Annotated in this window: 23 protein-coding genes and 3 pseudogenes; all 26 read right to left on the reverse strand. The window is 32.8% G+C overall.

Annotation, left to right across the window (positions count from 1 at the left end):
• Positions 1 to 74 precede the first annotated feature (74 nt).
• Positions 75 to 203, reverse strand: a pseudogene (locus tag J2S20_RS11045) (Maff2 family mobile element protein); the annotation flags it as partial.
• Positions 204 to 206: 3 nt separating this feature from the next.
• Entirely contained in the window at positions 207 to 518 is a 312-nt protein-coding gene (locus J2S20_RS11050) for a single-stranded DNA-binding protein (protein WP_000807041.1), read from the reverse strand.
• Positions 519 to 685: 167 nt separating this feature from the next.
• Positions 686 to 1,498, reverse strand: a pseudogene (locus J2S20_RS11055) (VirD4-like conjugal transfer protein, CD1115 family); the annotation flags it as partial.
• An 11-nt stretch (positions 1,499 to 1,509) separates the two neighbouring features.
• Complete coding sequence (locus J2S20_RS11060) at positions 1,510 to 1,695, reverse strand: transposon-encoded TnpW family protein (protein ID WP_062570877.1); 186 nt, start codon at positions 1,693 to 1,695, stop codon at positions 1,510 to 1,512.
• A gap of 111 nt (positions 1,696 to 1,806) precedes the next feature.
• The gene (locus tag J2S20_RS11065; RefSeq protein ID WP_000797008.1) at positions 1,807 to 2,796 is read right to left on the reverse strand and encodes an ORF6N domain-containing protein; all 990 of its coding nucleotides are present in this window, start codon (positions 2,794 to 2,796) and stop codon (positions 1,807 to 1,809) included.
• A gap of 21 nt (positions 2,797 to 2,817) precedes the next feature.
• Positions 2,818 to 3,141, reverse strand: coding sequence for a hypothetical protein (locus tag J2S20_RS11070; protein ID WP_001222545.1), 324 nt, complete (start codon positions 3,139 to 3,141; stop codon positions 2,818 to 2,820).
• A gap of 182 nt (positions 3,142 to 3,323) precedes the next feature.
• Complete coding sequence (locus J2S20_RS11075) at positions 3,324 to 4,076, reverse strand: phage replisome organizer N-terminal domain-containing protein (RefSeq protein WP_000774842.1); 753 nt, start codon at positions 4,074 to 4,076, stop codon at positions 3,324 to 3,326.
• Between the two features lie 2 nt (positions 4,077 to 4,078).
• Positions 4,079 to 5,731 carry a MobQ family relaxase gene (mobQ, locus tag J2S20_RS11080; RefSeq protein ID WP_307255414.1) on the reverse strand — a complete coding sequence of 551 codons (1,653 nt, stop codon included), beginning with the start codon at positions 5,729 to 5,731 and terminating at the stop codon, positions 4,079 to 4,081.
• A gap of 244 nt (positions 5,732 to 5,975) precedes the next feature.
• Positions 5,976 to 6,305, reverse strand: a complete 330-nt coding sequence (locus J2S20_RS11085; protein ID WP_009346081.1) for a DUF3847 domain-containing protein — start codon at positions 6,303 to 6,305, stop codon at positions 5,976 to 5,978.
• An 83-nt stretch (positions 6,306 to 6,388) separates the two neighbouring features.
• Positions 6,389 to 6,805 carry a sigma-70 RNA polymerase sigma factor region 4 domain-containing protein gene (locus tag J2S20_RS11090; RefSeq protein WP_001074477.1) on the reverse strand — a complete coding sequence of 139 codons (417 nt, stop codon included), beginning with the start codon at positions 6,803 to 6,805 and terminating at the stop codon, positions 6,389 to 6,391.
• A gap of 265 nt (positions 6,806 to 7,070) precedes the next feature.
• Positions 7,071 to 7,655, reverse strand: coding sequence for an MptD family putative ECF transporter S component (locus tag J2S20_RS11095; protein ID WP_084932462.1), 585 nt, complete (start codon positions 7,653 to 7,655; stop codon positions 7,071 to 7,073).
• A gap of 10 nt (positions 7,656 to 7,665) precedes the next feature.
• A complete protein-coding gene (locus J2S20_RS11100) occupies positions 7,666 to 8,370 on the reverse strand; it encodes an energy-coupling factor transporter transmembrane component T (RefSeq protein WP_025194627.1) in 705 nt (234 codons plus the stop codon).
• A 1-nt stretch (position 8,371) separates the two neighbouring features.
• On the reverse strand, positions 8,372 to 9,877 hold the full coding sequence (locus J2S20_RS11105) for an ABC transporter ATP-binding protein (protein WP_000601969.1): 1,506 nt from the start codon (positions 9,875 to 9,877) through the stop codon (positions 8,372 to 8,374).
• A gap of 2 nt (positions 9,878 to 9,879) precedes the next feature.
• Positions 9,880 to 11,589: an ABC transporter ATP-binding protein gene (locus J2S20_RS11110; RefSeq protein ID WP_000488165.1), complete on the reverse strand. Its 1,710-nt coding sequence runs from the start codon at positions 11,587 to 11,589 to the stop codon at positions 9,880 to 9,882.
• The gene (locus J2S20_RS11115) at positions 11,582 to 13,321 is read right to left on the reverse strand and encodes an ABC transporter ATP-binding protein (RefSeq protein ID WP_084932458.1); all 1,740 of its coding nucleotides are present in this window, start codon (positions 13,319 to 13,321) and stop codon (positions 11,582 to 11,584) included. Before J2S20_RS11115 ends, J2S20_RS11110 begins: the two co-directional genes overlap by 8 nt.
• Positions 13,322 to 13,461: 140 nt before the next feature.
• Positions 13,462 to 13,980: a ClbS/DfsB family four-helix bundle protein gene (locus J2S20_RS11120; RefSeq protein WP_000708365.1), complete on the reverse strand. Its 519-nt coding sequence runs from the start codon at positions 13,978 to 13,980 to the stop codon at positions 13,462 to 13,464.
• A 50-nt stretch (positions 13,981 to 14,030) separates the two neighbouring features.
• A complete protein-coding gene (locus J2S20_RS11125; protein WP_000079884.1) occupies positions 14,031 to 14,603 on the reverse strand; it encodes a TetR/AcrR family transcriptional regulator in 573 nt (190 codons plus the stop codon).
• Positions 14,604 to 14,678: 75 nt separating this feature from the next.
• On the reverse strand, positions 14,679 to 16,517 hold the full coding sequence (locus J2S20_RS11130; protein WP_001243447.1) for a recombinase family protein: 1,839 nt from the start codon (positions 16,515 to 16,517) through the stop codon (positions 14,679 to 14,681).
• Positions 16,518 to 16,613: 96 nt separating this feature from the next.
• A pseudogene (locus J2S20_RS11135) lies at positions 16,614 to 17,048 on the reverse strand (type IV secretory system conjugative DNA transfer family protein); the annotation flags it as partial.
• A 41-nt stretch (positions 17,049 to 17,089) separates the two neighbouring features.
• Entirely contained in the window at positions 17,090 to 17,254 is a 165-nt protein-coding gene (locus tag J2S20_RS11140; protein WP_307255415.1) for a transposon-encoded TnpW family protein, read from the reverse strand.
• Between the two features lie 91 nt (positions 17,255 to 17,345).
• A complete protein-coding gene (locus J2S20_RS11145; protein ID WP_307255416.1) occupies positions 17,346 to 18,194 on the reverse strand; it encodes a MerR family transcriptional regulator in 849 nt (282 codons plus the stop codon).
• 155 nt (positions 18,195 to 18,349) lie between these two features.
• Complete coding sequence (gene mobQ / locus J2S20_RS11150; RefSeq protein ID WP_307255417.1) at positions 18,350 to 19,786, reverse strand: MobQ family relaxase; 1,437 nt, start codon at positions 19,784 to 19,786, stop codon at positions 18,350 to 18,352.
• A gap of 378 nt (positions 19,787 to 20,164) precedes the next feature.
• A complete protein-coding gene (locus tag J2S20_RS11155) occupies positions 20,165 to 20,560 on the reverse strand; it encodes a hypothetical protein (protein ID WP_223417563.1) in 396 nt (131 codons plus the stop codon).
• Between the two features lie 82 nt (positions 20,561 to 20,642).
• The gene (locus J2S20_RS11160) at positions 20,643 to 21,059 is read right to left on the reverse strand and encodes a sigma-70 RNA polymerase sigma factor region 4 domain-containing protein (RefSeq protein WP_307255418.1); all 417 of its coding nucleotides are present in this window, start codon (positions 21,057 to 21,059) and stop codon (positions 20,643 to 20,645) included.
• 290 nt (positions 21,060 to 21,349) lie between these two features.
• Complete coding sequence (locus tag J2S20_RS11165) at positions 21,350 to 22,702, reverse strand: MATE family efflux transporter (RefSeq protein WP_307255419.1); 1,353 nt, start codon at positions 22,700 to 22,702, stop codon at positions 21,350 to 21,352.
• 500 nt (positions 22,703 to 23,202) lie between these two features.
• Positions 23,203 to 24,861, reverse strand: a complete 1,659-nt coding sequence (locus J2S20_RS11170; protein ID WP_307255420.1) for a recombinase family protein — start codon at positions 24,859 to 24,861, stop codon at positions 23,203 to 23,205.
• Positions 24,862 to 25,005: the final 144 nt, after the last annotated feature.

Genomic DNA, 25,005 nt, shown 5'->3' on the forward strand with positions numbered 1-25,005 from the left:
CACCAATCGGAATATCAGTTCTCCAAAGTTTTCGGGTCAATGCCCTTCGACTTTGTGCGCAAGCTTTTCACTTACGAACGTGTCGCCCGATTGTCATTGCCATATCCTTCCATCAGGTTGATAACACCCCATGCTCCAAGTCCTGCACCTACTGCCATTACCAAAATCTTTAATACATTAACTGCCTGTGTAAAAAATTCCATAATTTATTCCTCCTCGCTTTCTTCTTTCTTTTCAATCTTGTTATATGACTTCACTACAAAGTTTTTGTAAGTCTTTCCCTCTTTTTCACGCTTCTTAAAGTAACCAAAGATATGAATCAAATCGCCTTTTTCAAAGTCCTTTGCTTTCTCCGATTTTTCTCCATAGGCTGCACAGTTGATATACTCCTTGCCTTTCCCGTACTTTTTTACAAGCGTGAAGTTTGCAACCTCAACAGTTTCTCCCTCTTTGTCAAAACTTGAAAAAGTGGGCTCTGCCAATAAATTGGCATTGATGTTAATCATTTCTTGCTTCATTAAAAATTTCTCCTTTTCGTTTAAATAAAAAAAGCGACCGGAATTTTTTCTTTTCCAATCGCTGATGCTCATCCTATTTACTTTTTTCTTAGTGGGACTTCTGATTCTTATCATCTTACCTCCTGACTTTGAGTAATAAAAAAGCAGCAAATCTATGTTTTTTAGACTTACTGCATTCTTGTAATAACTGTTTCTCTATTCAGCTTTGCTTTTCCTTTTCGCTTAATATAGCTTTCTATGTCAAACAAATTTTTCTTGTCATAGTCCTCAAGCAGCTTATAGTTCTTGTGCTTTGTAATATCGAATTTATCCGATAGAAAAGGTCTGACACCACGAAGCTGAAAAATACATTTACCGCCATCCATGACTGTAATTTCATCTTGGCTCATAAGCTCCTTACCTGTCTTTTGATAATTAAGTCCAAAACTCTTTTGATTACTCCTTGTTTCCGATGTGTTATATAAATCTATCGTTTCTTTTCCCAGTGTTTCGGAAAGTTCCTTTAATGTGGTCTTTTCCTTGCCACCAAGAAACAAGGTACTATCACAGTTGCCCACAATTGTGTCAGCATTATCTTTATAGATTGCCTTTAGCTGAGATTGTGCTTGAAGAATTATACTCGCTGATATTTCTCTGGAACGGATTGTCGCTATCAGTTTTTCAAACTTTGGAATTAAGCCGATGTTTGCAAACTCATCAAGTAGGCATCTTACATGAACAGGTAATCTTCCTCCATACACATCATCTGCCTTATCACATAGCAAGTTAAATAGCTGAGAATACATAATAGATACCACAAAGTTAAAAGTATCGTCAGTATCAGAGATAATGACAAAGAGTGCTGTCTTTCTATCTCCCAGTGTATCAAGCTCAAGTTCATCTTCACTCATTAGTTCTCTAAGCTCTCTTATGTCAAAAGGAGCAAGTCTTGCTCCACAAGATATTAGAATAGACTTGGCAGTTTTCCCTGTAACAACTTGTCAAGGACTTTCTAATCATTTTTATCTCCTTTTTGATGTTTTTTCATCTCCATTTCTCTAAGCATTATCCTTTTCAATTTATCTTGCATAGTTTCAGTCGCATTTTCATTAAAATGGACAATAACCTCATAAGTTACTTTTCCAATCTTTTTTATAGTCTTTGTTCCTGTATTATGTTCATTTTTATTTTCGTGCATATTAGTTTCCCTCCTGTTAGTTGCAATCAAAAAAAGACGATAGAGTTTTATTTCTACCGCCTTTCACAAGTCTTATAGCTATTCATTTAATAACGCTTTACCATTTACATATTAAATTTTCAAATCCTTATTGTTCAGCATTCCGCCAAACATCGTATGATACATATCCTTGGAAGATTCCTCTATCTTTGTAATACTTGATATTTTATTTCCTGCATCTTTTGATGAAGCTCCGCAAAGATAAAAGGCTTCACTGTCTGTTCCATAGTCAATGGCAATATATCTATCGTGATACTTTTTACCTGCAATTTTCATCTTCAGATTGATATTAGGGTAATCTTTTCTAAAATCGTTTAGGATATTTTTTGTCAGCATATCCTTGTTTTTCACATTGTCGCTAAAGACTATAATTTCAACATTGTCTTTTGCAGCTCTTAATAATTCTAAGGTTTTCAAGCCTATATAGTTATCTATTACATAAATGCTTTTCTTTGCAGACTTATATATTTTTGTATAAGCAACATCTGCTTCAATCTTATCTCCATTCATTAAAAGGAAATGCTTGTATGTGTCTGGATCTATAAAATTATCCATAACCTTTTTCAAATCTTCTTTTGTAGCCATTTGCGACTTTATTTCAGCTATATCCTTTGTGTTTTGATTTGTCTGTACTGCTATTTGTACCAATTCTTTTGAGCTAATAAAATCTTGATTTTCGATTATAAAGTCTTTCATCTGCTTAAATGTTCTAATTAAGGCTCTACTTTGCCTAATCGCAAGTTCACCTCTTAATACCGTCATAAGCATATAAATACCTTGTTCTGTAAAGGCATTTGGTAAGTATCTTGAACCGCCCCAACTTGAGGTGAAATTTTTGCACCTCAAGTTTTCAAATTCATTCTCGGTCAGTTGAAACATAAAATCTTCGCCTTCAAACTTCTCAATATTGTTTTTCACCTGTCTATTAAAGTTTTTTGTTTCATAACCATATATTTCAGCTAAATCTGCATCAAGCATTACTCTTTGCCCACGAATAAGATATATTTTTTCTTGTATAGTTTTATCATCTACAATAACTATCTCTTTATTCTCTTCTGCCATGAAATGCACCTCCAACATTATCTAAATTCTTTTATATTTTTCTACTCCGCCTTCAGCTTTTCCGATGTGTTCCACATTTTTTACAAGTCTCTTATTTACATTTTCATAAAACCATCTGCCAATCAATGCCGGCGGTGTTGCGATTAACTCTCTCAAAACAAATTCTTTGCCCTTCGGTAAAGAGCTAATTTTGTTTAATAAGGTAGTATATAGGTCAGCATAGCTTGTATTTTCTTGTAAACTGCTACACTTACAATATTCAGTAACGCTTGGGAAACCTCCCTCTATTGCTTTTTTAGTTAAAATTTCAAGTTCTTCATCGGTTACAGTAAATTGAATTCGCATTTATATATCCTCTCCTTATAACTGAGTTTATTACCATATCATTATCATTTTATCATAAATACGATATTTTTTCCATACCACAAATTTAAGCCCTTATACGATGTTTTTACAATTAGCCATAATCTGATACCTATTTTATTATTAACACTCTTAAAAAGCCTTTCCACCGTCTTATACGAGGTCTACAAGTGTTCACCCTTGTCATAATCTTCAAAGGTATATACTTTTGATTTACTGTTTTCCTTTAATTTCCCTTTGTCCTGTTCATACCAATGAACCAAGGTCGCATAATGGTCTTTGTAGTTTCTTCCTGTACTTTGCATATAGGTTGACAGCTTCTCTATCATTTTATCCCTATGACATTGCATTTTATCCTTTAATTTTCCATATTCTTCATCAGTTAAGGAAACATTTTTATATTCTCCATAAAGGGAGGGGGATATTTTTTCTTTCTCCCCCTCTTTTTCTAACTCTATATCTATCTCTTTCTCTATCTCTATCTCTCCGTTGCAGTTTTGTTGCAAAAGGTTGCAAGGTGTTGCACCAGTGTTGCATTGCAACGCTTTTTGTCCTCTTGATTTCCTCGAACGCCTTGTAGACGCTGTTTCTGAACCTATAAGACTTGGGATTTCTGTTAAAAAATACTCGTCATTTTCTGTGATTATCTCCATCAATCCTTGTGCTACAAGATAATTTACTGTAACCATTACATCATCTTCCGTTTCATCAATCGTTAATGCAAGCTCCTTGATAAAGTCTGTTTCTACTCCGTCATAATACAGCTTCCCACTATCTTTTAAGCTAAGCAAAAGCAATTTGAGGTAAATGATTGTATAGGTATCTCCTCCTGATATTTTTCTTAGCCTTTTGATTCTCTTATCTGTAAAAAAATCTTCTTTCAATTTTAACCAATAGTATCTTCTGTTGTCTGCCATTTTTATCTTTCCTCCCCTGTATTTTTATAATTTTCTTTAGCCTTTTCTTTTGCTTTTTGTTTGTACTGACCCTTTCTTTCCTCTTGCTCTTGAAATTTTTTCAGTTGTGCAATTACACTTGGTTTATCTCCCCTCTTAATTGCCTTGTCTATCTCTATAGATAAATCTATTCCATACTCGTCACCCACAATCTTTACTGCATATTTGATATGATCTATCTGCTTAAATTCGTCTTGAACTTTAGCTTTATCTTCAGTTAAGTCTTGTATCTCTTTTTCAAGGCTTGATATTTCTTTCTGCCAATCACTCGACTTTATAGCTGATGTTCCAGTAAATTTTTCTATAGTCTTTCTTGCTTTTTTGTAGTTTTCAATTTCATCTTTATGTGAATTGTAAAATTTATCTTTAAGAAAAGTTTTATCTTTATATTCCTGATATACCGCCTTATTTTCTTTGATGATGTCTGCACAAATAAAGCAACGATTTAACTCCTTTATTCTTTGGGTTTTGCTTTGAATATCTTCACTTATCTTTTTACTTTGCTTTGCCAGTTCAAAAACTTTTTCTTGTAGGTCTGCTATGGTTTGAAGATGATTATCTTTTAGATAGTAGATTGCTTTTACAAATCTCTTTAGGTCTGCATTTCCCTTTTTTATCTGTCCATAGTAGGATAGATTTTTTGTTTTTTCTCCCTGTATTTCGTTGTAGATAGAAATATATTCATAAAGGTTAAAGAGTTCTGCTTTGTTCTCCAGTTCATCTTTCTTGGTCTGTTTATACCCATCGTATTTTGCTTGCAGATTTCCAAGTAAAGAGTCTATCCAAGAAGTGATTTCTTTTATCTTGTTCTTGATAGCTTTTACTAAAGAGTTATGTTTTTTTATTTCTCTGTTGATGTTTCCTTTGTCGGTTTCGATTCCTTTTTTCTCTAAGGCACTGGCACTTGCTCCCATGTGAATGGTTGGGATTTCTTCTATCCCTTGCCTTTTGTAGGAACGATGATCCACTCTCTTTTCTTGATGATTTTTTTCTAAATACTGATTACAAAGTCTTGCAAAATTCTCTCTCCATTTCTCTGCGTTTCCTTTATTGTTCCAGTCTGTCAGCTCTACTTTTCTTGTTTTGTAGTTCCCGCTTTTTAGTTTTATCTTTTCTCCATTTTCATCAATTACATATTCTTTTTTGCTTTTTGCCTGCCACTCTCCTTTTTCATTGATTGGTCTAAGGGTAGTCATAATATGAGCATGTATATTGTTGTTATCTTCACTTGTTCTATCATGGATTGCAAGGTCTGCTATCATTCCTTTTGATACAAAATTTTCCTGTATAAAGTCGGTAATGAGTTTCTTGTTTTCTTCAAAAGATAATTCTTTTGGTAAAGCGATAATGAAGTTTCTTGCAAGCTGTGCGTTGCTTGCTTTCTCATTTAGTTCAACGCTGTTCCATAAGGTAGTTCTATCTTTTAATGCTATGGGGACATTCTCCGGCAAGAAAATTTCTGAATGTAAAAGTCCTTTTTTATTGTGATAGTCATGAACTTCTCCGTCCCATTCATTTTTGATTTTCTCGCAAGAGATATATGCTGCACTTGCAACTGCCGATTTACTTTTTCCTCTGCTTATCATTGAAATATTAAAGTGAAATGTTTCTGCCACTTTTAAACTCCTTTCATTTTTTTATTTGTTTTCAGGTAAAGAAAAAAGCAGACGGGTTATTTTTTGTATCTTTTCCTATCTGCTTTATCCGTATGTTTTTATTAGGTTTTGGATTTTCAAAGACTTGCTAAAATCCCTTAGTTTACTAAGGGCGCAATTATACACCCTAAAGGGTGCTTTGCGTCCTGCGGAGCTTTTTGCCCTTGCAGGGAGCTTCTGAAAAAACTAAGGTCTTTTATTTTATCTACTCTATGTCTGTTTCATCTTCCATATCTTTCCCATTTATCATTTCTTCATAGGCTTGTCTGTATTCTTCTGTGTGAGTAGAGATATTTAACAGTTTTTCTATCTCCTCATTGGTAAATATTAGAGGATTTTTAATGACCCTTTCTACTATCAATCCCCTTTGTATGAGCCTGTGATTTCTTCTTTTTCGTTCCTTTTCATTTGCCAGTTTTTCTAATTTTTTGCCTTGATTTTGTAATTGTTTCAGCTTTACATCGCACTTTTCTCTTTCTTCCTGAAGTTCAGAAATTTGTTCCTGTACTTCCTGTAATGTTTTTTCTTTCTTCATTTTTAATTCCTCCGTTTTGGTATCTGCTTGTTTCCATAAAGAAAGGTTAAGCACCTTTTTTGACACTTAACCTTTCCAAGTTTTTAGATTTTATCTTCTAAAATCTTTCTCAGTTTTTCTAAAATCCTATCCCTCCTCCCACTGATTGCTTGATGTGTAACTTTCTCTCTTCTGCTGATTGACCTTAGACTTTCTTCTTTGTAGAAGATGGCTTCCATTAGTTCTCGTTCTTCTTTTGTAAGAGTATTTAATGCTTTATGAAGTTCTTCAATTCGCATTTTTACTTCTACAATTTTTTCTAAGTCTATCTTTTCATCTATGATGTTATCTACAAAGTGTCCATCATGATCCAGTGCCGAAAATGGTATTACATTATGCTTCCAATCTTTTCTTTGGAGATACTTTTCATGCTCTGTTATCTTCCAATAGGCTTTGTAGACTTCTTCACTTACAGGTACGGCTTTGCCTTTTACATAAAGGTAATATTCTTTCTTTGCCACTTAGTCATCCTCCTTTTTAAGTTCTCTGTTTTGGTTTTGAGAATAAAAAAGGAGGACTTCTACACTTTGGCGTAAAAAGTCCTCTCGGCTTAAAAACTAATGTTTTATATAATTTTCTATTTGGTCGTTTCTGGTAAAGTATTATTGCTATGTGTAAGCAATTCCAAGAATAAAAAAGGATAATTATATCGTTCTGTGAAAACCGAAACTATAAGTTTTGACATAATTATCCCTCCATTATTTTCCCTCCTAAGTAAATTTATTATTAAATCACTCCTGCTTTTTCAAAATGCTTTTTGAGTATCTTTGTTGCAACGAATGCTCCTATGCAAGCAAGAACAAATGTTATCAAGGCAAAGCCTACTGCCCATAAAACTTTGAAATAAGATAATGCTTCATTTATTTGTGCTTCACTCATTTTCCATTTTGATGCTCTTTCCACAAAAGAAGCTGTTCCGAATAAAATCACAGGAATTACTGTCCCTAAAAAATCCGCTAATGCAAATATCCCATATCCAATAATCATTCGTCCCTTGCTCTCATAATTTCCTATAATCAAATCACATATAATTCCACCGATTACAGCAAAGACTGCATGAGGCAAATGTCCTCCTGACAATGCAATTAAACCAAGAAGCGTTCCTGATATTGTAAATACGCCCTTCTTTTTAACTTTCAAAGCCATAAGGATATAAACGGTAGCAGCTACCATAAAGCTAACTCCTGAAGCAATAAATCCTCCAATCACTGTTGTTGCCATAGCAAATGCAACCGCCATGTATATGACAATTCCAATTGCATTAAAGATTCCGATTGTAATAAAATCACGACCATTTAATTTGTTTTTCATAAAAGTCCTCCTAATAAATTTTCTGTATTACTATCACAAGAGCAATCATCAAAGCTCCTAATAGTCCAATCAACAAATCCGTTGTTCTAAACCTCAATTTTGTTAATGTAACCCTGTTCTCATCACTATCAAGTCCTCTAATGAGTGCTGAAGCTGACAGTTCATCTGAAATCTTAATCATTCTCATTAAAAGCGGAACAAGCGTATATTCAATATATTTAATTGGATGTAGCAAGGGGAAAAATCTACTTGTTACGATTCCTCGAATCTTCATATTCTCTTTTAATGCCTTGAGTTCTATTTTTATAGTTGGTACAAACCTAAGCAAAACACTAAAAGGTATACCAATGCTTCTTGGTACTTTCATTCTATTTAATGCTTCAAGCATTTCACTTACACTTGTAGTCTTTGTTATATATCCACCAAACATAGCAATTAAGGTCATCCTTGATGCAAAGTAAATAAACATATATATTGCAAATACGATACTTGCTTCACAAAACTTTCCAAGCCATAACTCTATGCAGTATAAAATCACAAAAAACAAAATAAAGCGTAATGCTCTTTTCCACATACTGCTGTATACATACAGAAAAAAGGCAAAGAGAATCAGTCCGAAAAGTAGAATTGTATCGCTTATAAAAAAGCTCGTAAATCCAACAATTGGAAGTAGAGTAAGTTTTATTCTCGGATCGACTGTTTTTCTATCCATCAAGTTATCTACCTCCTCTCATCTTGTCCAATATGAGAATTTTATTACTTTCACTCATATTCAAAACACTTTCTATTTTTCCATCTCCCATTACCCAGAGCTTACTCACTGTGTTCGCTAAAAACTCAAAATCATGACTTATCACCAAAACTGTTGTTCCATTTTTTAATTGTTCTTCAATTAATTTTGCCACTGAAAGCATTGAGTCTTTATCACAACCTGATGTTGGTTCATCATAGATAAAAACTTTTGCCTGTTTCATCATTCCACAAGCTATTGTGAGTCTTTGTTTTTCTCCTCTTGATAAAGCAAACGGATGCTTATCAATGTATTTATCTAAGCCAAGTACATTCAAAATAGACTTTGCCTTTTGAGTATTTTCTTTTTTATCTTTACTTGAAATACCAAGCAGCATTTCATCAAGTACACTTTCCGAAAACAACTGATAGTCTGAATCTTGAAAGACAAAATATGACATATCCATTAAATCTTTATGATTAAGCGAATTATCTTTCCCCGTCCATATCTTCCCCTCTTTTATCTTCTCAAGTCCTGAAATCACTCTTGCAAAGGTAGTTTTTCCGGTACCATTTAAGCCGATAAGACCAATGGCTATTCCGCACTCCATATTAAAATCAAGATGATTTAAAATGTACTGTTTTTGCTTCTTTCCATCCTTAGCTACATTCGGATAGCAAAATCTCAAGCCTTTTCCGTTTATACTTTCATCATTTAATTGATATGAGTCTTTCTTCTCACTTATCCTATATTCTTCTAATTCAAGAGTTCTTAGTCCATTCTCATCCCAAAACTCCCCTTCAAGATGAATAACTTCTTCCCGACTCAAGTCCAGTGCAATTTCTCCATCTTTCACCAAAAGAAAACGGTCAAATAAAGATTTTACATAGTACAAACGATGTTCAATTAGAACAACTGTTGTTCCTTTTTTCTTTAATTTTTCCAAAATTAAAAATAGGTCAAATGTTGCTTTCATATCCAAATTTGCTGAAGGTTCATCTAAAATTAAAACTTTCGGATTCATCGCATAGATACTTGCAATAGCTATCTTTTGTTTCTGTCCGCTTGATAATTCAAAAACAGATTTTCCTTTCAGTTCCTCAATATCCAGTTCTGCATATACTTCTTCTACTCTCTGTTTTATTTCATCTCTTGATTTGCAAATGGTTTGAAGCCCAAAAGCTATTTCTTCATCTGTCGTTGTCGTAAAAAATTGACTTCTTGGATCTTGAAATACAGTCCCTACAATATGCCCTATTTCATGAAGCGATAATTTGCTTATATCTTTTCCGGACGCAAAGGCTTCCCCTTTCATTTTGCCTTTGTAATAATGTGGAATAAGACCATTCATCACACTTCCAAGAGTACTTTTACCACTTCCACTTTTCCCTGAAATTAAAACAAATTCACCTTTTCTAATTTCAAGATTGACATTTTTTAAAGCAGTTCGTCCATCTTCCCATTCATAATAAACATTTTTTAGCAAAATCATGGTTATACCTCATACTGAGCTTTCCATAATTTTGTGTAGTAACCATTTTTTGCAAGAAGTTCGCCATGCTTTCCTTTTTCAAGTAAATTTCCTTTTTGAAATACGAGAATTTGGTCAGCTTTTTGAATTGTTTTTAAATGATGAGCCACTACAAGTACAGTTCTATTCTTTGCAAGTTCTGTAATAGCATCCTGTATCAAAGATTCGTTTACAGGATCAACATTACTTGTCATTTCATCAAGAATTAAAATCGGTGCATCTTTTAGAAAAGCTCTTGCAATAGATATTCTTTGTCTTTGTCCACCTGATAAAATTCCTCCATTTTCGCCAATATCAGTTTCATAACCTTTTGGTAAGCTCATAATGAAATCATGTATCCTTGCCTTCTTTGCAGCTTTAATGATTTCCTCTTTTGTAGCTCCTTTTTTACCTACTCTAATATTTTCTTCAATCGTGTTATCGAATAGTTGAACATTTTGCATGACAATACTGATACGATCCAAAAGCTCATCATAAGGAATATCCCTTATATCAGTTCCTCCGAGTGTAATTTTCCCTTTATGCACATCATAAAATCTTAGAAGTAAGTTTGTTATAGTAGTCTTTCCACTACCTGATTCTCCAACTAAGGCTGTCATTGTTTTTTCAGCAATAGAAAAACTCAATTTTTCCATTTTAAATTCATCTTTTTCATAGGAAAAATCTATGTTTTCAAAAGCTATATCATTATCTTTCGGAACAATTCCATTCACTTTATCCGGGATTACATCTGCATATAAAATTCTTGAAAGTCTTTCGTAACTATCTACCGCCGAAACATAGTACATATAGTGTTGTTCCATAGAAGCGAACGGCTTATAAAACTCTTTTGAAATTACCGCAAAGATAATAAAATTAAGCACATCGAGATTTCCCTTTATAACAAGTATTGCTCCTGCAATTAAAAGAACTAAATATCCAATATCCAGTAAAAAACCAAATATAGATAACTGTTTTGCCTTGAATCTTGAAGCTGCTTTACTTGTTTCTCCGAACTTTTTCGTTTTGTTCATAAGCTCATTATCTAAGCTCTTATTGTTTGAAAAACTCTTTAGTACAGGTATTCCTCTAACATATTCAACAAATAAGCTAACCATATCAAGAAGTGCTGAGTTGTTCTGATTTTCTATTTTTTCAGATTGCTTAATTGTCAGATATAGAAAGATAAGTGCAATCGGAACAGATACAGCCATAATAATAGCAAGTTTGAAATCAATACTTGCAAGACCAACAAATACGACTGCACCTATCAAAAAATCACCAAACATTCTTGACCACATGTGTCCTACAACAAGGGACATATTATCAACATCTTTGTGTAAAATTGTATTGATCTCGCCCAGTCTTTCGTTGGTATAAAATCCTAAGCTGAATTTTTTTAATTTGATAATCATGCGTTCTCTGATTTGCTGAACAATATCAAAACCTGCACTATGCTTTTTCATATCTGCAACCATATTACAAATACCTTTGAACACTACAAGTAATCCAATCGCAATAAAATATTTATATAGACTTGCTAAGCTCGTTCCATCGAATATTTGGAACAGTATAGAAAATACGATCACAATCATAGCTATGGAGCTTAGTCCATAAAGGGCAAAGAATACACTCGATATAATCAAATCTCTCTTGCCAGTTTTTGTAAGTAGTTTTAACATTTCTCTAAACATTTTCTGTTACCACCTCTTTCAAATTCCATCTATCTACCTTGTTCTGTGCTTCAACCATATTCTTATAAAAATCACATCTTTTCATCAGCTCTTCATGGCTTCCTGCATCAAGAACAACACCCTTATCCATAACAATAATTTGGTCTGAATCTCTAATCGTATTTAGATGATGAGCAATTGTAATGATGGTTTTATCCTTGCTTAAATCGTCAATTGCTTCGCCGATAAGTCTTTCATTTTCACTATCAACAGCCGCCATTGCTTCATCTAATATTAAAATCGGTGCATTTTTCAGTATCATTCTTGCTATAGAGATTCTTTGTTTTTCTCCACCGGATAACTTAACTCCCATTTCACCTACTCGTGTTTCATATCCATTTGGCAATGCTGAAATAAAATTATGGCATCTTGCTTTTTTAGCAGCTTCTATGACTTCTTCTTTTGTTGCATTTAGTTTTCCAATTGCTATATTTTCAAAAATACTTAAGTCAAAAAGGATAACTTCTTGTTGCACACTACCAATCAGCATTGAGATATTTTCTTGACTATATTCTTTTATATCTTTTCCATTTATCAGTATTTGTCCTTCATCTGCATCCCAAAATCCCATAAGCAAATTAGATACCGTACTCTTTCCACAACCGCTTGCTCCTACAAAGGCGTTCAAACTATTTTTCTTAAAATTCAAATTGATATTTTTAAGCTCAAAGCTATCTTTTCCGTATGCAAAATTCACATCTTTAAATTCTATGTTTCCAAATTCTAAACCTTGTTCTGTCTTTTTGTTTGGAAGTGGAACTGTTAATACTTTCCCTATCGCCTTTAACGCTTCCTTAAACACAATAGAAAAATGTTGCAATGTAGCTGTCTTACTTATAGAAGCAGTAAAAGCAGACGATAAAATAATGGCAAGGATAAAATTAGGCGTTGTAATATTTCCATGATAAAGAAATATGCTTCCCAAAATCATGACAATAACCACTCCAATTTCCATAAATATGTCAATGAGTCCCATTGGAATTGTAACCATCCCCATGCTCTTTTTAACCCAGTAAATATATTCTCTTGCCGTTTTTAATGTTCTTTCACTAATCTCCTCTTCTTTAGCAAAAGCCTTAATCACAGAAATATTTTTTACATATTCCATTAGCTCTTCTCTCATTCTGTTTTCATGATTGAAGTAAATCGCAAAGTTTTTATCCATTGTTTTCTGTGAAAGAACTTTTACCAAATACATGAGTGGAACTCCGGCAATCATCCCAAGAGCAAGACGCCAATCCACAAAAATCATAGCTACAAAAATAATGGTAGGCAGAAGTGTAACTGACATTATTTCAGGGAGACCATGAGCAAGATATACTTCCACTTGTTCTACATCATGTTGGACAATGTTGGTAAGCTCTCCTGTATTATGTTCTTTAAAGAATCCCAAACTTAGTTTTTTCAGATGACCGATAATATCTAACCTAAGTTCTGTTAATTTTTCGTATGCTTTCTCATGGGCAACCTTTGTTGCAAAATAATAAAACACTCCTTTTAATACAAACGATATAAAGATTCCCAAGAATATATACTTTAAATTACCTTCGTTAATATTGTTTGTGATTAAAGAACTAATCAAATATACAAGTAAGATTTGTGGTATCAAATCAAATACTATTTTTAAAGCAAGAAGTGAATTGGATAAACTATTTTTCCCAATCACTTTTTTCCTTAATTCTTTTTCCGGCATGAACAACTCTCCTTTCAAAATTGAATAATATTGAATTTTAATTCAGTATTAAGGTTTAAAGTAAGACTTTGCTGATTACGCAAAGTCTATTTTATCCGATCACTATATTTTTTTAAATTACTGTATCAGCAAATCAAAAATTATAGCACAATCTTTTTCCATTTTCTAATCTTAGTTCTAAACGTTCCAAAAGGGGCAACCGTATTAACATGAATAAACTTATAAACTTCCCATGTCGCTGTTTTAGTAGCTTCATCAGCCCATTTTCTCATATGCGGTTGAAATAATTCTTCTTCACTTAGTGTATCAATCATTGTATAGATAGATATAATATTTTCTTTCAATCGTTTCTTTAATTCTTCTATCGATAAATGAGCATAAGTATCGGTAAACCACTGATATAATTCTCCAAGTTGATTCCATTTAAACATATCCGACGGTGTCTTTACTTCAAAACCGTTTTTCTCATCTTTTTCCCATTTCAAAACTAATGTTGTCCATCCGAGTTGATAAGCAAGATTTTCTGCTGGTGTTCTGTCAACTTCAGGGACTCTCTTATCTTTGAGAGATTCAGGAATAATATCAAATTCAGAAATATACTTTTCAAAACTTTTATTTATCTCAGATTTCAGTTCTTCTTTATCTTTATATATCTTCAAAATATCTCCTCCAAAAATTTAAATTTATCGCATTTAAATATCAAATCAACTTACAATGATTCCACTCCCTTGTAATAACACTTTGCAATAAGTTTTAGCATATCTTTTGCCCACTTTTCACTTTGATAATGCCTTGCTATTTCAAGAAGTCCCTCTGTAAAGTTACTGGCTAAAATATGGGCAAGCATTGGATCATATTCCTGTTTCGATTGTCTTTTTAAACTTACTTCAATATGAACCTGCATTTGCGATATGAGTTTTTGTTTTGCTTCTGTATGCTTTGTACCTGAGCTTTTATCCATTAAAATAATTAACTTCTTACGATCTTTTAAAAGTTCATGAATATAATTTTCTCCAACTTCATCAAACCTTTCAGAAGCAGAACCTTTTTCCAAAGATTCTTCCTCATTAAAAGCTGACTCGAAGTTTATATAAACAGAACTTACTACTGCATCAAACAAAACTGCCTTATTTTTGAAATAGGTATAAATTAGTGCCACAGGAATATCTGCTTCTTTTGCAATTTCTGTTAATTTGGCACCTCTATAATCCTTTTTATAAAATACTTTTTCTGCTGCTTCGAGTATTCTATTTCTAACTTCTTCTTTTAATACTTGTGCCATAGCACACCTCTTTCTATTCCAATACTGAATCTATATTTAATAATAAATTAAAATTCAATATTTGTCAAGATAGATTTAAATATTTGTTTTTATATACTCACTCACCGGTATCCCCACTCTTTTCAAAACCTTTATTTTCTCCTGTTTCTTCTGTTCTCTTCTTGCCTTATATTTATCTTCATACTCTTTCTGTTTTCCACTCGCTTTACGCTTTAGGTAATTTTGATGTAGCTTGTCTTTTCTTTCTTCGATTTTTCTTTCTTCTTCCTCAAGTTTTTGTTTTTTTTCTTCGCTTAACTCCGCCTGTGGTAGTTCGTAATTACCTATGAAATTAAAGTAAATTTCTATCTTTTGCTTTGATGTCTGACTTCCTTTTCTATCTCTTTCATGTACGATAATCTTTTCTACAAACTCATTTATCATTGTAGTTGTAAGTTCATCAAAGTTTTCATAACGACTGATAAGAGATATAAATTTTCTTGCTCTGTCTGTTTCTTTTTCATATCTTGATACCTGCTGCTCTAAATCTTTGATCTCTTTGCTTAAAGTTATCTGCTCTGTTTCATATTGATTGTTTAGTATCTCATATCTGCTATTTGGTATTTTGTTAAGGATCATATCTTCGTAAATTCTGCACATAAGTCGTTCGAGTTCCCTAAGTCTGTTTTGGCTTTCCGTTAATCTTACCTTTTTCTTTTCTATCTCTATTTTTTCTTTTTCTTCCATTTCATTTTGAATGGAACAGATAAAGGCTTCATTATCTTCATCAAGGTATTTTTTAATATCTTTTAGTGTGTCTTGTATTAAATTTAAGACTACTTCCGCTTTTATTCTGTGTGCTGATGGACAAAGCATGCCACAAGGTGTTTTAGTATAGGCACTGCAAGTGTAATAGGGTATATTTTTGTAATTGCTTGTTCTATGAACATACATTTTACTTCCACAATCTGCACAATACATCAGTCCTGTGAGTGGGTGATATTCTCCCCAACCGTCAGGATACCTTTTTACATTTCCTCTTATCCTTTGCACATTGTCAAAGGTTTCTTGATCTATAATTGGCTCGTGTGTATTTTCAAAAATAAGCCAGTTATCCTCGGATACATATTTGCTTTTCTTGTCCTTGAAGTGTTTTCTTGTTTTGAAATTGACTGTATGCCCCAAGTATTCCTGTTTCTTTAAAATGCTTGCTATTGTTGAGCTGCACCAACGATAGGGATGTTCAAAGTTTTTGCTTTGATATAGTCCATAGCCTAATTTCTGTTGATGATAGGCGGGTATATCTACTTTTTCACTCTCCAATATCTTTGCTATTCGATACGGACCATTTCCTTGCATGGTCAGGTTAAATATTCGCCTTACTATCTCTGCTGCTTTTTCATCTACTATCCACTTGTTTTTATCTTTTTCATCTTTGATATAGCCATAAGGCGGTGTACTTGCAGTATGTTTCCCACTTTCGCCTTTTGACCTGAAAGTCGATTGGATTTTTCTTGATGTATCTCTTGCATACCATTCGTTCATGATATTTCTAAAAGGGGTAAAATCATCTTCTCTGTAAAAACTATCTACATTGTCATTGATAGCGATTAGTCTTACGCCCTTTTGTCTTAGTATCTCCATACATTGACCGACTTTGAGATAATCTCTGCCAAGTCTGCTCATATCTTTTACAATGATACAACCAATATTTCCTTGATTGACTCCGTTCATCATTGCCATAAATCCCGGTCTGTCAAACTGCGTTCCACTGATTCCATCATCTGTAAAGTGAATGATGTTTGACAAATTATTTTTGCTTGCGTATTCTTCCAATATTTTTTTCTGATTGATGATAGAGTTACTCTCTCCTTGCAGTTCATCATCACGACTTAATCTCTCATAGAGTGCTGTTATCTTTTCAAAATTCCTCATTTTTACCCCCTTTCTCTTAATTTTTCAATAAAAAAAGAATTAAGAAGTACATATTTCACTAAAATAGTGATTAAGTGTTCTCCTTAATTCTATTACTCCCGCCGCCAGTTTGTATTTTTTATACTGACGGACTGCAAAATGATCCGGCTCCTTCTGTTCCAGCTCATCAAAGAGAAGATCCACCGGATTCTTAAAAGTTTCGTCATCCTCTCGAACCTCCATGGAGTTGAGCATTTCAAGAAGTGTTGTGAAATTCTGCTCTTCCATCGGTGCCTCATAGTGAATGTAGCCGATCAGTGCCGTGTAAAGCAGTTTTTCCGACTTCTCCCAGAACGGATCCCCACCGTTTCCCTCGCCCTTTGTATTGGCCATCAATGTCGTAACAAGCTTCAGAATATCCTTCTCATCATGGATGTAGGCAAATGGATTGTAGTGCATAGACTTATGGAAGTTGATCGTGTTGAAGATCCGGATCTCGTAGCCATTTTCCACCAGGGCGTGGGCGGATTCGTTGACGATACTCCCTTTTGGGAAGATTTGTCAAGGATATAAACAAAATTTCTTTGACAAATTTATATCTTTTCTGTTTCTCTCTTGATTAGCTTTAGTATTTTATCCTTGTATGTTTCCCCTGTACCTTGCTTAAAATGTAGGTTTACAGTGTATTTTGTCTTTCCAATATCCATAATTAACTGTTTATTAAGTGGTGCTTTTATTTCTCTTTTTTCTTCTTCCATAAGTCCTCCTTTCCGTTTTTTAGGCAAAGAAAAAACAGTAAACCTTTTTTGATTTACTGTTCATGTTTGACCATAAATTTAAGTAACTTTATTATTTTTTCATATCAAGATATATTTCATTTGCCCTAAGCAATTTCTCATAGTATTCGTCATAACTCTTGCTGAATTTTCTAATTAGAGGAATTGCGATTTCATAATACTTGTTGTCTTTCATAAAGTTTTGCAATTTATCTTGAATTTGCTTCATTAAGCTATTTTGATATTCTTCACTGTTTTTATATTCTTCATATTGAGAAATAGCATTATCATTTTCTTTTAGCCATTCTTCAACATTTTCAATAGCGTTAATTTTATCTTCATTGACTTTGTTTAGTGTCTGTATATCAAAAGTAGAACTTATCTTTTCAATATAGTCTTGCTCATCCTTACTTAACTGAAGTGATGGTAAATTATCTAAGTAATCTACATATTTTTCAAATGCTTCTTCCTCATCTTTTCCTAATGATTCATTTAAAAATGGTTGATACGCTGCAAAAAACATTTGTCCAAAATATCCGGGAAATAATCTCTCTAATCTTACATAAATTGATTCTTCTGCTTCAATCAATTTAATTTTTTCATTTATCAGTTCCTGACTTTCACCTTTTACTACAAGCTCAAGAACTTCTTTTCTTTTTTCTTCAACATCTAATTGATGTTGCTTTCTTCTTAAAACAGAAGATAATGAACTAATACCAGTAGATAGATAATCTTCTATTTCAGTTACACTAATTCCAAGTTTTCTAAATAAAGATACTTTAATTAAAACCTCTAAATCATTATCGCTATAATCTCTATAACCGTTTTCGGTTTTTTGAGGATTTATAAGTCCTTTCTCCTCATAATATTCAATTGCTTTTCTTGTTAAGCCTGTTTTGTTTTGAATTTCATTTCTTAACATGGTTTGCCACCTCCTTTAATTAAAAGATATCACTGCCCCCAATGGACAGGTCAATACATTTTTAAATTTTATTTTTAAAATTTCTAAAATAAAATATTAGTTTAATTATAACATTAGCTACAACACTTGACAGTTACATATAAAGTTAAAATATCCTACCTTTCCTCATTTCTGTAATAATCTTTTGTTTTCTCTTTTTTCTTTTCGTATTTCTCCTGTTGCTCTTGGTACTTTTTAATCTGTGCAATTACGCTTGGTTTCTCTCCACGCTTAATTGCCTTGTCTATCTCTATAGATAAATCTATTCCATAATCATCATTGACTATCTTTACCGCATATTTGATATGGTTAATATTTTCGTATTCTTCTTTGATAGCTTGAGAGTGTTTATTTAGCTTAGCAATTTCATCTTCAAGGCTTTTCTTTTCTTTTTGCCAATCTTTGCTCTTAATCGCAGATGAGCCTGTTATTTTTTCAAGGATTGCCCTTGCTCTTTTGTATTTGTCTATTTCCTCTTTATGGGAATTGTAAAAGCTATCTTTGAATAGAGTTTTATTGTTCCATTCATCGTAGGTTGCCTTGTTGTCTTTGATAATATCTGCATAAGTAAAACACTTATTTAAGTTTTCTATTCTTTTGCTTTTAACTTTAACTTCTTGATGGATGTTCTTATTTTCTGATTGAAGAGTGCCTATTTTTTCTTGCTTATATTCATCATACTTTGTTTGAAGTTTTCCAACTAAGGAGCCTATCCAAGAAGTCAGTTTTGATAGTTCTTCTTTTAATTTCTTAAACTCTAAATTAAAAGCTATGATTTTTCGGTTGTGATTTCCTCTTTCTGTGGCTATACCTTTCTTCTCCATCTGATAGCTTGCTGTTCCTAAATGTATTTGTGGCAGTTCTTCTCTTCCCTGTTCTTCAAAGGTGCGTGGATCTATTCTTTTGTCAATTCCGTTTTTCTCTAAATATTCATTAGCCTTTTTAGAAAAATCTTCTCTCCACTTTTTTGCCTTGTCAGGTTCATTCCAATCATTTAAATTTACTTTTCTTGATTTATAGTTTCCACTTTTTAGTTTTATCTTTTCTCCGTTTTCATCAAGGATATATTCTTTTCTGCATTTGGGTTTCCATTTTCCCTCACTATCAATTTCTCTAAGAGTAAGTAGGATATGGGCATGTGGTTGTTCTTCGTTATCGCTTGCTAAGGGATTATGGATATTACAGTCCGCTATCATTCCTTTAGAAGTAAAATTTTCTTCAATAAATTCACTGATGAGTTTTATCCTATCTTCTTGATTTAATTCTCTTGGAAGTGTAAAAAGTAAATTTCTTGCAAGCTGAGAGTTTTTACTTTTCTCTATTTTCTCTACACTATTCCATAGGTATTCTCTATCAGAAAACTCTTTTGGGATATGTTCCGGCAGAAATATTTTTGAAAATACAAGGTCTTCTTTTTTAGAATAGTCATGAACTTTTCCATAGTGTTCATCATTCAATTTATCTCTTGCGTTATATGCCGCTTTCGCAATTACGCTTGCTCCTTTTGACCTTGTAACTATATCTACATGGGTATGCAAACTTTTTGCTTCCATTATGGTATGCTCCTTTCTGCTTTAATATTTTTAGAATTAGCAGATAGGTTATCTTACTTTCATCTGCTCATTTGCTTTCTTTCGATATTCTATTTAACTGTTTTCTTATCTCTATATGTCGGAAGTATCTTCGCTCCCTTTTTCAAAGGGCGCAAAGATACACCGACTACATTCGGTGCTTTGCGTTCTTGCAGAAAGCTATACGCTCCGCTAAGGAAACAAAAACGCTAAAGCATTTTTATTTGTTCAAGGGGCTACTCCCCCTTAACCCCTGTGGACTTTGTTTTTTGTAGATTTTTCAAATCAACAAAAAAGCAAAGTGTTAAAATAATTTCACTCTGCTATGCTCTAATTTTCTTATTTAATTTTTCCGATTGCTTATATCTCATCTTCAAATTCTTCCAAGTCCTTTTCAGTTTCTTCATCGTCTATCCCATTGTTTTCATTTTCAGTATTTGAAGTTTCTTCTAAAGATATTCCCTTTTCGCTTAAATGCTTTTCAGTTAGTTCCTTTAATTTTTCTCTATATCTGTTATCTGAAAATACATAGTCTAAAAAGGCATAGATTAAATCATTATCTGTATTTTCTTCTGCACCTGTTATTTGTCTTTCAAACTTTTCAAATACTCCACCTTTCTCTACTTTTCTTTTTGTATCTGCACTTCTTTTCAGTTTGCTTTTTTTCTGTTTTAATAACTTAATCTTATTTTCTGCTTGTTCTTTTTTCTTAGTTTCTTTTTCTAATTGGCTGATTACATTATCTAATTCTTTCATTGTCATTTCCTCCGTTTTAATGTTTTGTATTGAAAAAGGCTAAATACCTTTTTATGAGTAAATAGCCTTTCTCTTTCTACTCTTAGATTTTATCTTTTAATATCTCTCTTAGTTTTTCTAAAATCTTATCCCTCCTTTTGCCGATTGCTTGATAACTTACTCTTTCTTTTTTACCGATTGACCTTAGACTTTCTTCTCTGTAAAAGATTGCTTCCATTAACTCTCGTTCTTCTTTTGTTAGAGTATTTAATGCTTTATGCAGTTCTTCAATTTGCATTTTTACTTCTACGATTTTTTCCAAGTCTATTCTTTCATCTATGATGTTATCTACAAAGTGTCCGTCATGATCTAATGCTGAAAATGGAATTACATTATGCTTCCAATCTTTTTTGATTAGATATTTTTCATGCTCTGTTATATTCCAATAGGCTTTGTAGACTTTTTCGCTTACGGCTACGGCTTTCCCTTTGACATAAAGGTAATATTCTTTCTTATCCATTGTGCGTTCCTCCTTTTTTTATTTCTCTGTTTTGGTTTTCTGAGAATAAAAAAGGAGGACTTCTACACTTTGGCGTAAAAAGTCCTCCGAAAATAACAATTAAATTAACTCTTATTGTTATTGTATTTTTTAATTGTTCAAGAAAATATTCATATAAAAACGAACCAAAAAGGCATTATCAACCATAATCTATTTACAAAATATGAATATACGCTCATTCACATTACCTCCTTAGCTATTTCTACACTTAGATGCCTCCTTATTTTTTAATCAGCAGATATAATTAAGAATTACAAATCGTTTTTTATTGCTAATCTCAATTTTTTATGAATGCTAATAGCAAAAGGAATTGTGATGATTGTTGTTATCAAATCTGAAATTGTTTGAGCATATATAACACCATTTAATCCCATAAATTTAGGCAACAATAAAATGATGGGGATAAACACAATCCCTTGTCTTAATGAATTTAGAAATACTCCCCCTAATGCCTTTCCTGTAGACAAATACAAGGTAGAGTAAGTAAACTGAAATCCAAATGTTATAAACATAATTAGGGCTGCTCGTAATGCCGGCATTGCTATATTTAATACATTTTCATCAGTGCCAAATATAGATAATATACTTGGTGCAAATATATAAACTATAACAGTCCACAATACGCAAAATACATTTGTCCATTTAATACTTGCCTTTATAGCTTCTCTCACTCTTTCATAATTCTTAGCTCCATAATTAAATCCGGCTAATGGTTGCAATCCTTTCATATATCCGAATACAACATTTGTTCCTAATGTTACAATCCTAAGAACAATCCCCATTGCAGCTATTGCTTCTTCTCCATAAAAGGACGCTGCATAAGATATTTTGCTGATAGATATTGTTTGTAGAATTTGAAGTATTAACATAGAGATACCGATCTTCAATACCTCTTTATAAATTGCAAATGTTGGTTTGAAGTTAGGTAATTTTATCTCAATTAAGTTTTTATCTCCTATAAAGTAAATGAGATACATTAGACTTGTTATCACTCTTGCTATTAGTGTCGCAATAGCTGCACCTCTCACCCCTAAATTAAGTCCGAATATGAATATCGGATCTAAAATCATATTTGATATAGAACCTACAATCATAGCCTTTAAAGAAATTTTAGCAGCTCCTTGTGCAACGGCTAAATTCCCAAGTGTTACATTTACTGTTCCCAAAATACCGCCTACTATGAATATTCCTGTATAAGACTTAGAAATTTCCATAATAGATGGAATGGCTCCCATAAATTTCAAAACGCCCTCTAAGTAACAAAACAATGCAATAGCTGTAATTATCCCTAAAATCGCACTTGATATCAGAGCAACTGTTGCTACAATACTTGCTTCCTTTTTATTATTTCCCCCAAGTAGCCTTGATATATAAGAGCCTGCTCCTGCACCAAATGTTAATCCTATTCCTAAAAAGATAAGTTGAATTGGGAACGCAACTGAAACAGCAGCTACTGCCTCTTTCCCAAGTCCAGACACAAAATAGGTATCAACAACATTATATAAAGCGGCTACCAATAAACTGATAACCATAGGAATACCTAACTTAAAAAGTGCTTTATCAATATTTTCTTCTTTCAAAATTTTTATTCTACTTTCGTTCATTTAAAATTTCTCCACTTCTCAATATTTTATTTTCTGTATTTATGCAACAAAAAAAGGCATAAATACAAAATAGTATCTGCCTTTTGTTTAATAATTTATAAAACAAAAGGCTACAGACAAAACATTGCCTATAGCCCTTTACATTTTAATTATATATCGAGAAATGCACACAAAAACAAAGCCAACTAAATGACCTGATTTTTTGTATTTCCCGATGAAATCTTAAATGCAATCTATTTGCTATACTCTGTACAATGTTTCATCGGTTTCATTTGTACAGAGTTAAGTTTGTTCTTAGGATGATTTCTTAAATAAATTCTCATAACAATTCCCTTTCCATATATTATAATATTTTATCATATTCTTCAAAAATCGTCAAAAACCCATCATTACATACTACCAATTTTCGTCTTTTCTTTTACCTCTTCCAATTATATATAATTGTATTCGTGTTTCTTTTTTCGTTGCCCATCTATTTCATCAAGTTCTTCCTGTATAAGTTATTTAGGTTCTTCTTGTGACACTTCAAACTTACCTATAAAATTAAAGTACACATCAACTTGTTGTTTTCTGTCCTTGCTTTTTCTTCCCCCTGTGGCTTCATGGACTACAACTTTTTCTATATACTCATTTATCATTGGTACTGTCACTTCCTCAATATCTGTATATTTCTCTATCATTTTTAGAAATTTATCAGTATCAACTTTTCTCTGATGATAGCTTTCTATTTCTTGCTCAAAATACTGTATTTGTTTTTCTAAATCCTGTTGCTCCGTATCATAGATATTAAATAATCTATCAAAGTGTTTTACAGGAATTTTCCCAAGTGCATGGTCTTCATATAGTTTTGTAATAAGGGTTGTTAATTCTACATTTCTTGATGATAGCTTTTCTAACTTCTCTTTATCTCCTTGATACTTTTCTTCTCTTTTATTATCAGATAACTTATTCATCACTTTTAGAAACTCTTGCTTTTCTTCTTTTGCAAAATTGGTTATTTCTTTGATTGATTTTAGAAGAATTTCATTCACTGTTTTTAGTTTGATATAGTGAATACTGCAAGTTCCTTTTCTGTGTCTGTAATGTTGACATACAAAGCAATAATCACAATCATATTTCTTTTCTTTATGTTCTGCCGGCTCTCTGTAACTTAATTTTCCTCCACAATCTGCACAGATTAAAAGTCCTGTGAGTGGGTTTGATGTTGTGCCATACTTAGGACTTCTTCTCACTGTTTTTCTTAACCTTTGAGCATTATTCCATGTTTCTTCATCAATGATAGCTTCATGAGTGTTCTTAAAGATAATCAGTTCATCTTCTCTTGCTTTTCTTCTTTTCTTGGTTTTGTAATCAACGCATATTGTTTTACCAAGAACAGTGTGTCCCATGTATTCTCTTTTTTCCAAAATATAGCCAACTGTGGTTGGTGTCCAAAAATATGGATCGTCTATTCCTCTTTTCTTGGAACTGTGGTTATTTTCAGGATAGTGTATTTCTGCATAGGCTGACGGAATAAGGACTTTATCTTTGGTTAGTATCTCTGCTATCTGTGTTACTCCATATCCCTCTATAACAAGCCTGTAAATGCGTTTTACGACCTTTGAACTCTCTTTATCGACAAGTAGCTCCTGTTTATTCTTAGGATTTCTGTAATAGCCGTATGGAACACTTGGTGATACTCTTTTACCATCTTCCATTCTTGCTCTAAAGATGGATTGTATTTTTCTTGAGGTATCTCTTGCATACCATTCGTTCATAATGTTTAGAAATGGTGTAAAGTCGCTTTCTGCTTGTTTCTCGCTATCTATTCCGTTGTTGATGGCAATAAACCTTACGCCCTTTTCTTTGAAAAGTATTTCGGTATAAAAACCTACTTTGAGGTAATCTCTGCCAAACCTACTCATATCTTTTACTATCACAGTAGATACTTTGTTTTCTTCTACTGCTTTTATCATCTTTTGAAATCCCTTTCTATCAAAGGTTGTTCCACTTACTCCGTCATCGGTATAGTGATAGATATTTACAAAGCCGTTTCTTTTGGCATAGCTTTCAAGTAGCTGCTTCTGATTGGTGATGGAATTGCTTTCTCCTTGCATTTCATCATCACGACTTAAACGCTCATAAAGGGCTGTTTGTCCTGTTCTTTTCATATTTGACATGAGAATTACCTCCTTTCCAAGTTTTTATTATTTTCTCTGTCCTTAAGATGTTAATCCTTTCGGATCCGTCACCACAAAAGAGACAGGATATTTTTTTGAGCAGCACTGAAGAAGGTTCGGTTTCAGGACGAACCTTGTTTTACC

The sequence above is a fragment of the Moryella indoligenes genome (genome assembly GCF_030812885.1).
Lineage (GTDB): Bacteria > Bacillota > Clostridia > Lachnospirales > Lachnospiraceae > Moryella > Moryella indoligenes.

Bases quoted from the DNA above. Each gene is read 5' to 3' on its own strand.
- J2S20_RS11060 (WP_062570877.1), bottom strand. From the start codon at position 1,695: ATGCACGAAAATAAAAATGAACATAATACAGGAACAAAGACTATAAAA.
- J2S20_RS11160 (WP_307255418.1), bottom strand. From the start codon at position 21,059: ATGGATAAGAAAGAATATTACCTTTATGTCAAAGGGAAAGCCGTAGCC.
- J2S20_RS11125 (WP_000079884.1), bottom strand. From the start codon at position 14,603: ATGGCACAAGTATTAAAAGAAGAAGTTAGAAATAGAATACTCGAAGCA.
- J2S20_RS11130 (WP_001243447.1), bottom strand. From the start codon at position 16,517: ATGAGGAATTTTGAAAAGATAACAGCACTCTATGAGAGATTAAGTCGT.
- J2S20_RS11165 (WP_307255419.1), bottom strand. From the start codon at position 22,702: ATGAACGAAAGTAGAATAAAAATTTTGAAAGAAGAAAATATTGATAAA.
- J2S20_RS11065 (WP_000797008.1), bottom strand. From the start codon at position 2,796: ATGGCAGAAGAGAATAAAGAGATAGTTATTGTAGATGATAAAACTATA.
- J2S20_RS11105 (WP_000601969.1), bottom strand. From the start codon at position 9,877: ATGATTTTGCTAAAAAATGTTTATTATGAATGGGAAGATGGACGAACT.
- J2S20_RS11115 (WP_084932458.1), bottom strand. From the start codon at position 13,321: ATGCCGGAAAAAGAATTAAGGAAAAAAGTGATTGGGAAAAATAGTTTA.
- J2S20_RS11170 (WP_307255420.1), bottom strand. From the start codon at position 24,861: ATGTCAAATATGAAAAGAACAGGACAAACAGCCCTTTATGAGCGTTTA.
- J2S20_RS11145 (WP_307255416.1), bottom strand. From the start codon at position 18,194: ATGTTAAGAAATGAAATTCAAAACAAAACAGGCTTAACAAGAAAAGCA.
- J2S20_RS11155 (WP_223417563.1), bottom strand. From the start codon at position 20,560: ATGAAAGAATTAGATAATGTAATCAGCCAATTAGAAAAAGAAACTAAG.
- J2S20_RS11085 (WP_009346081.1), bottom strand. From the start codon at position 6,305: ATGAAGAAAGAAAAAACATTACAGGAAGTACAGGAACAAATTTCTGAA.
- mobQ (WP_307255417.1), bottom strand. From the start codon at position 19,786: ATGGAAGCAAAAAGTTTGCATACCCATGTAGATATAGTTACAAGGTCA.
- J2S20_RS11070 (WP_001222545.1), bottom strand. From the start codon at position 3,141: ATGCGAATTCAATTTACTGTAACCGATGAAGAACTTGAAATTTTAACT.
- J2S20_RS11050 (WP_000807041.1), bottom strand. From the start codon at position 518: ATGAAGCAAGAAATGATTAACATCAATGCCAATTTATTGGCAGAGCCC.
- J2S20_RS11095 (WP_084932462.1), bottom strand. From the start codon at position 7,655: ATGAAAAACAAATTAAATGGTCGTGATTTTATTACAATCGGAATCTTT.
- J2S20_RS11140 (WP_307255415.1), bottom strand. From the start codon at position 17,254: ATGGAAGAAGAAAAAAGAGAAATAAAAGCACCACTTAATAAACAGTTA.
- J2S20_RS11075 (WP_000774842.1), bottom strand. From the start codon at position 4,076: ATGGCAGACAACAGAAGATACTATTGGTTAAAATTGAAAGAAGATTTT.
- J2S20_RS11110 (WP_000488165.1), bottom strand. From the start codon at position 11,589: ATGTTTAGAGAAATGTTAAAACTACTTACAAAAACTGGCAAGAGAGAT.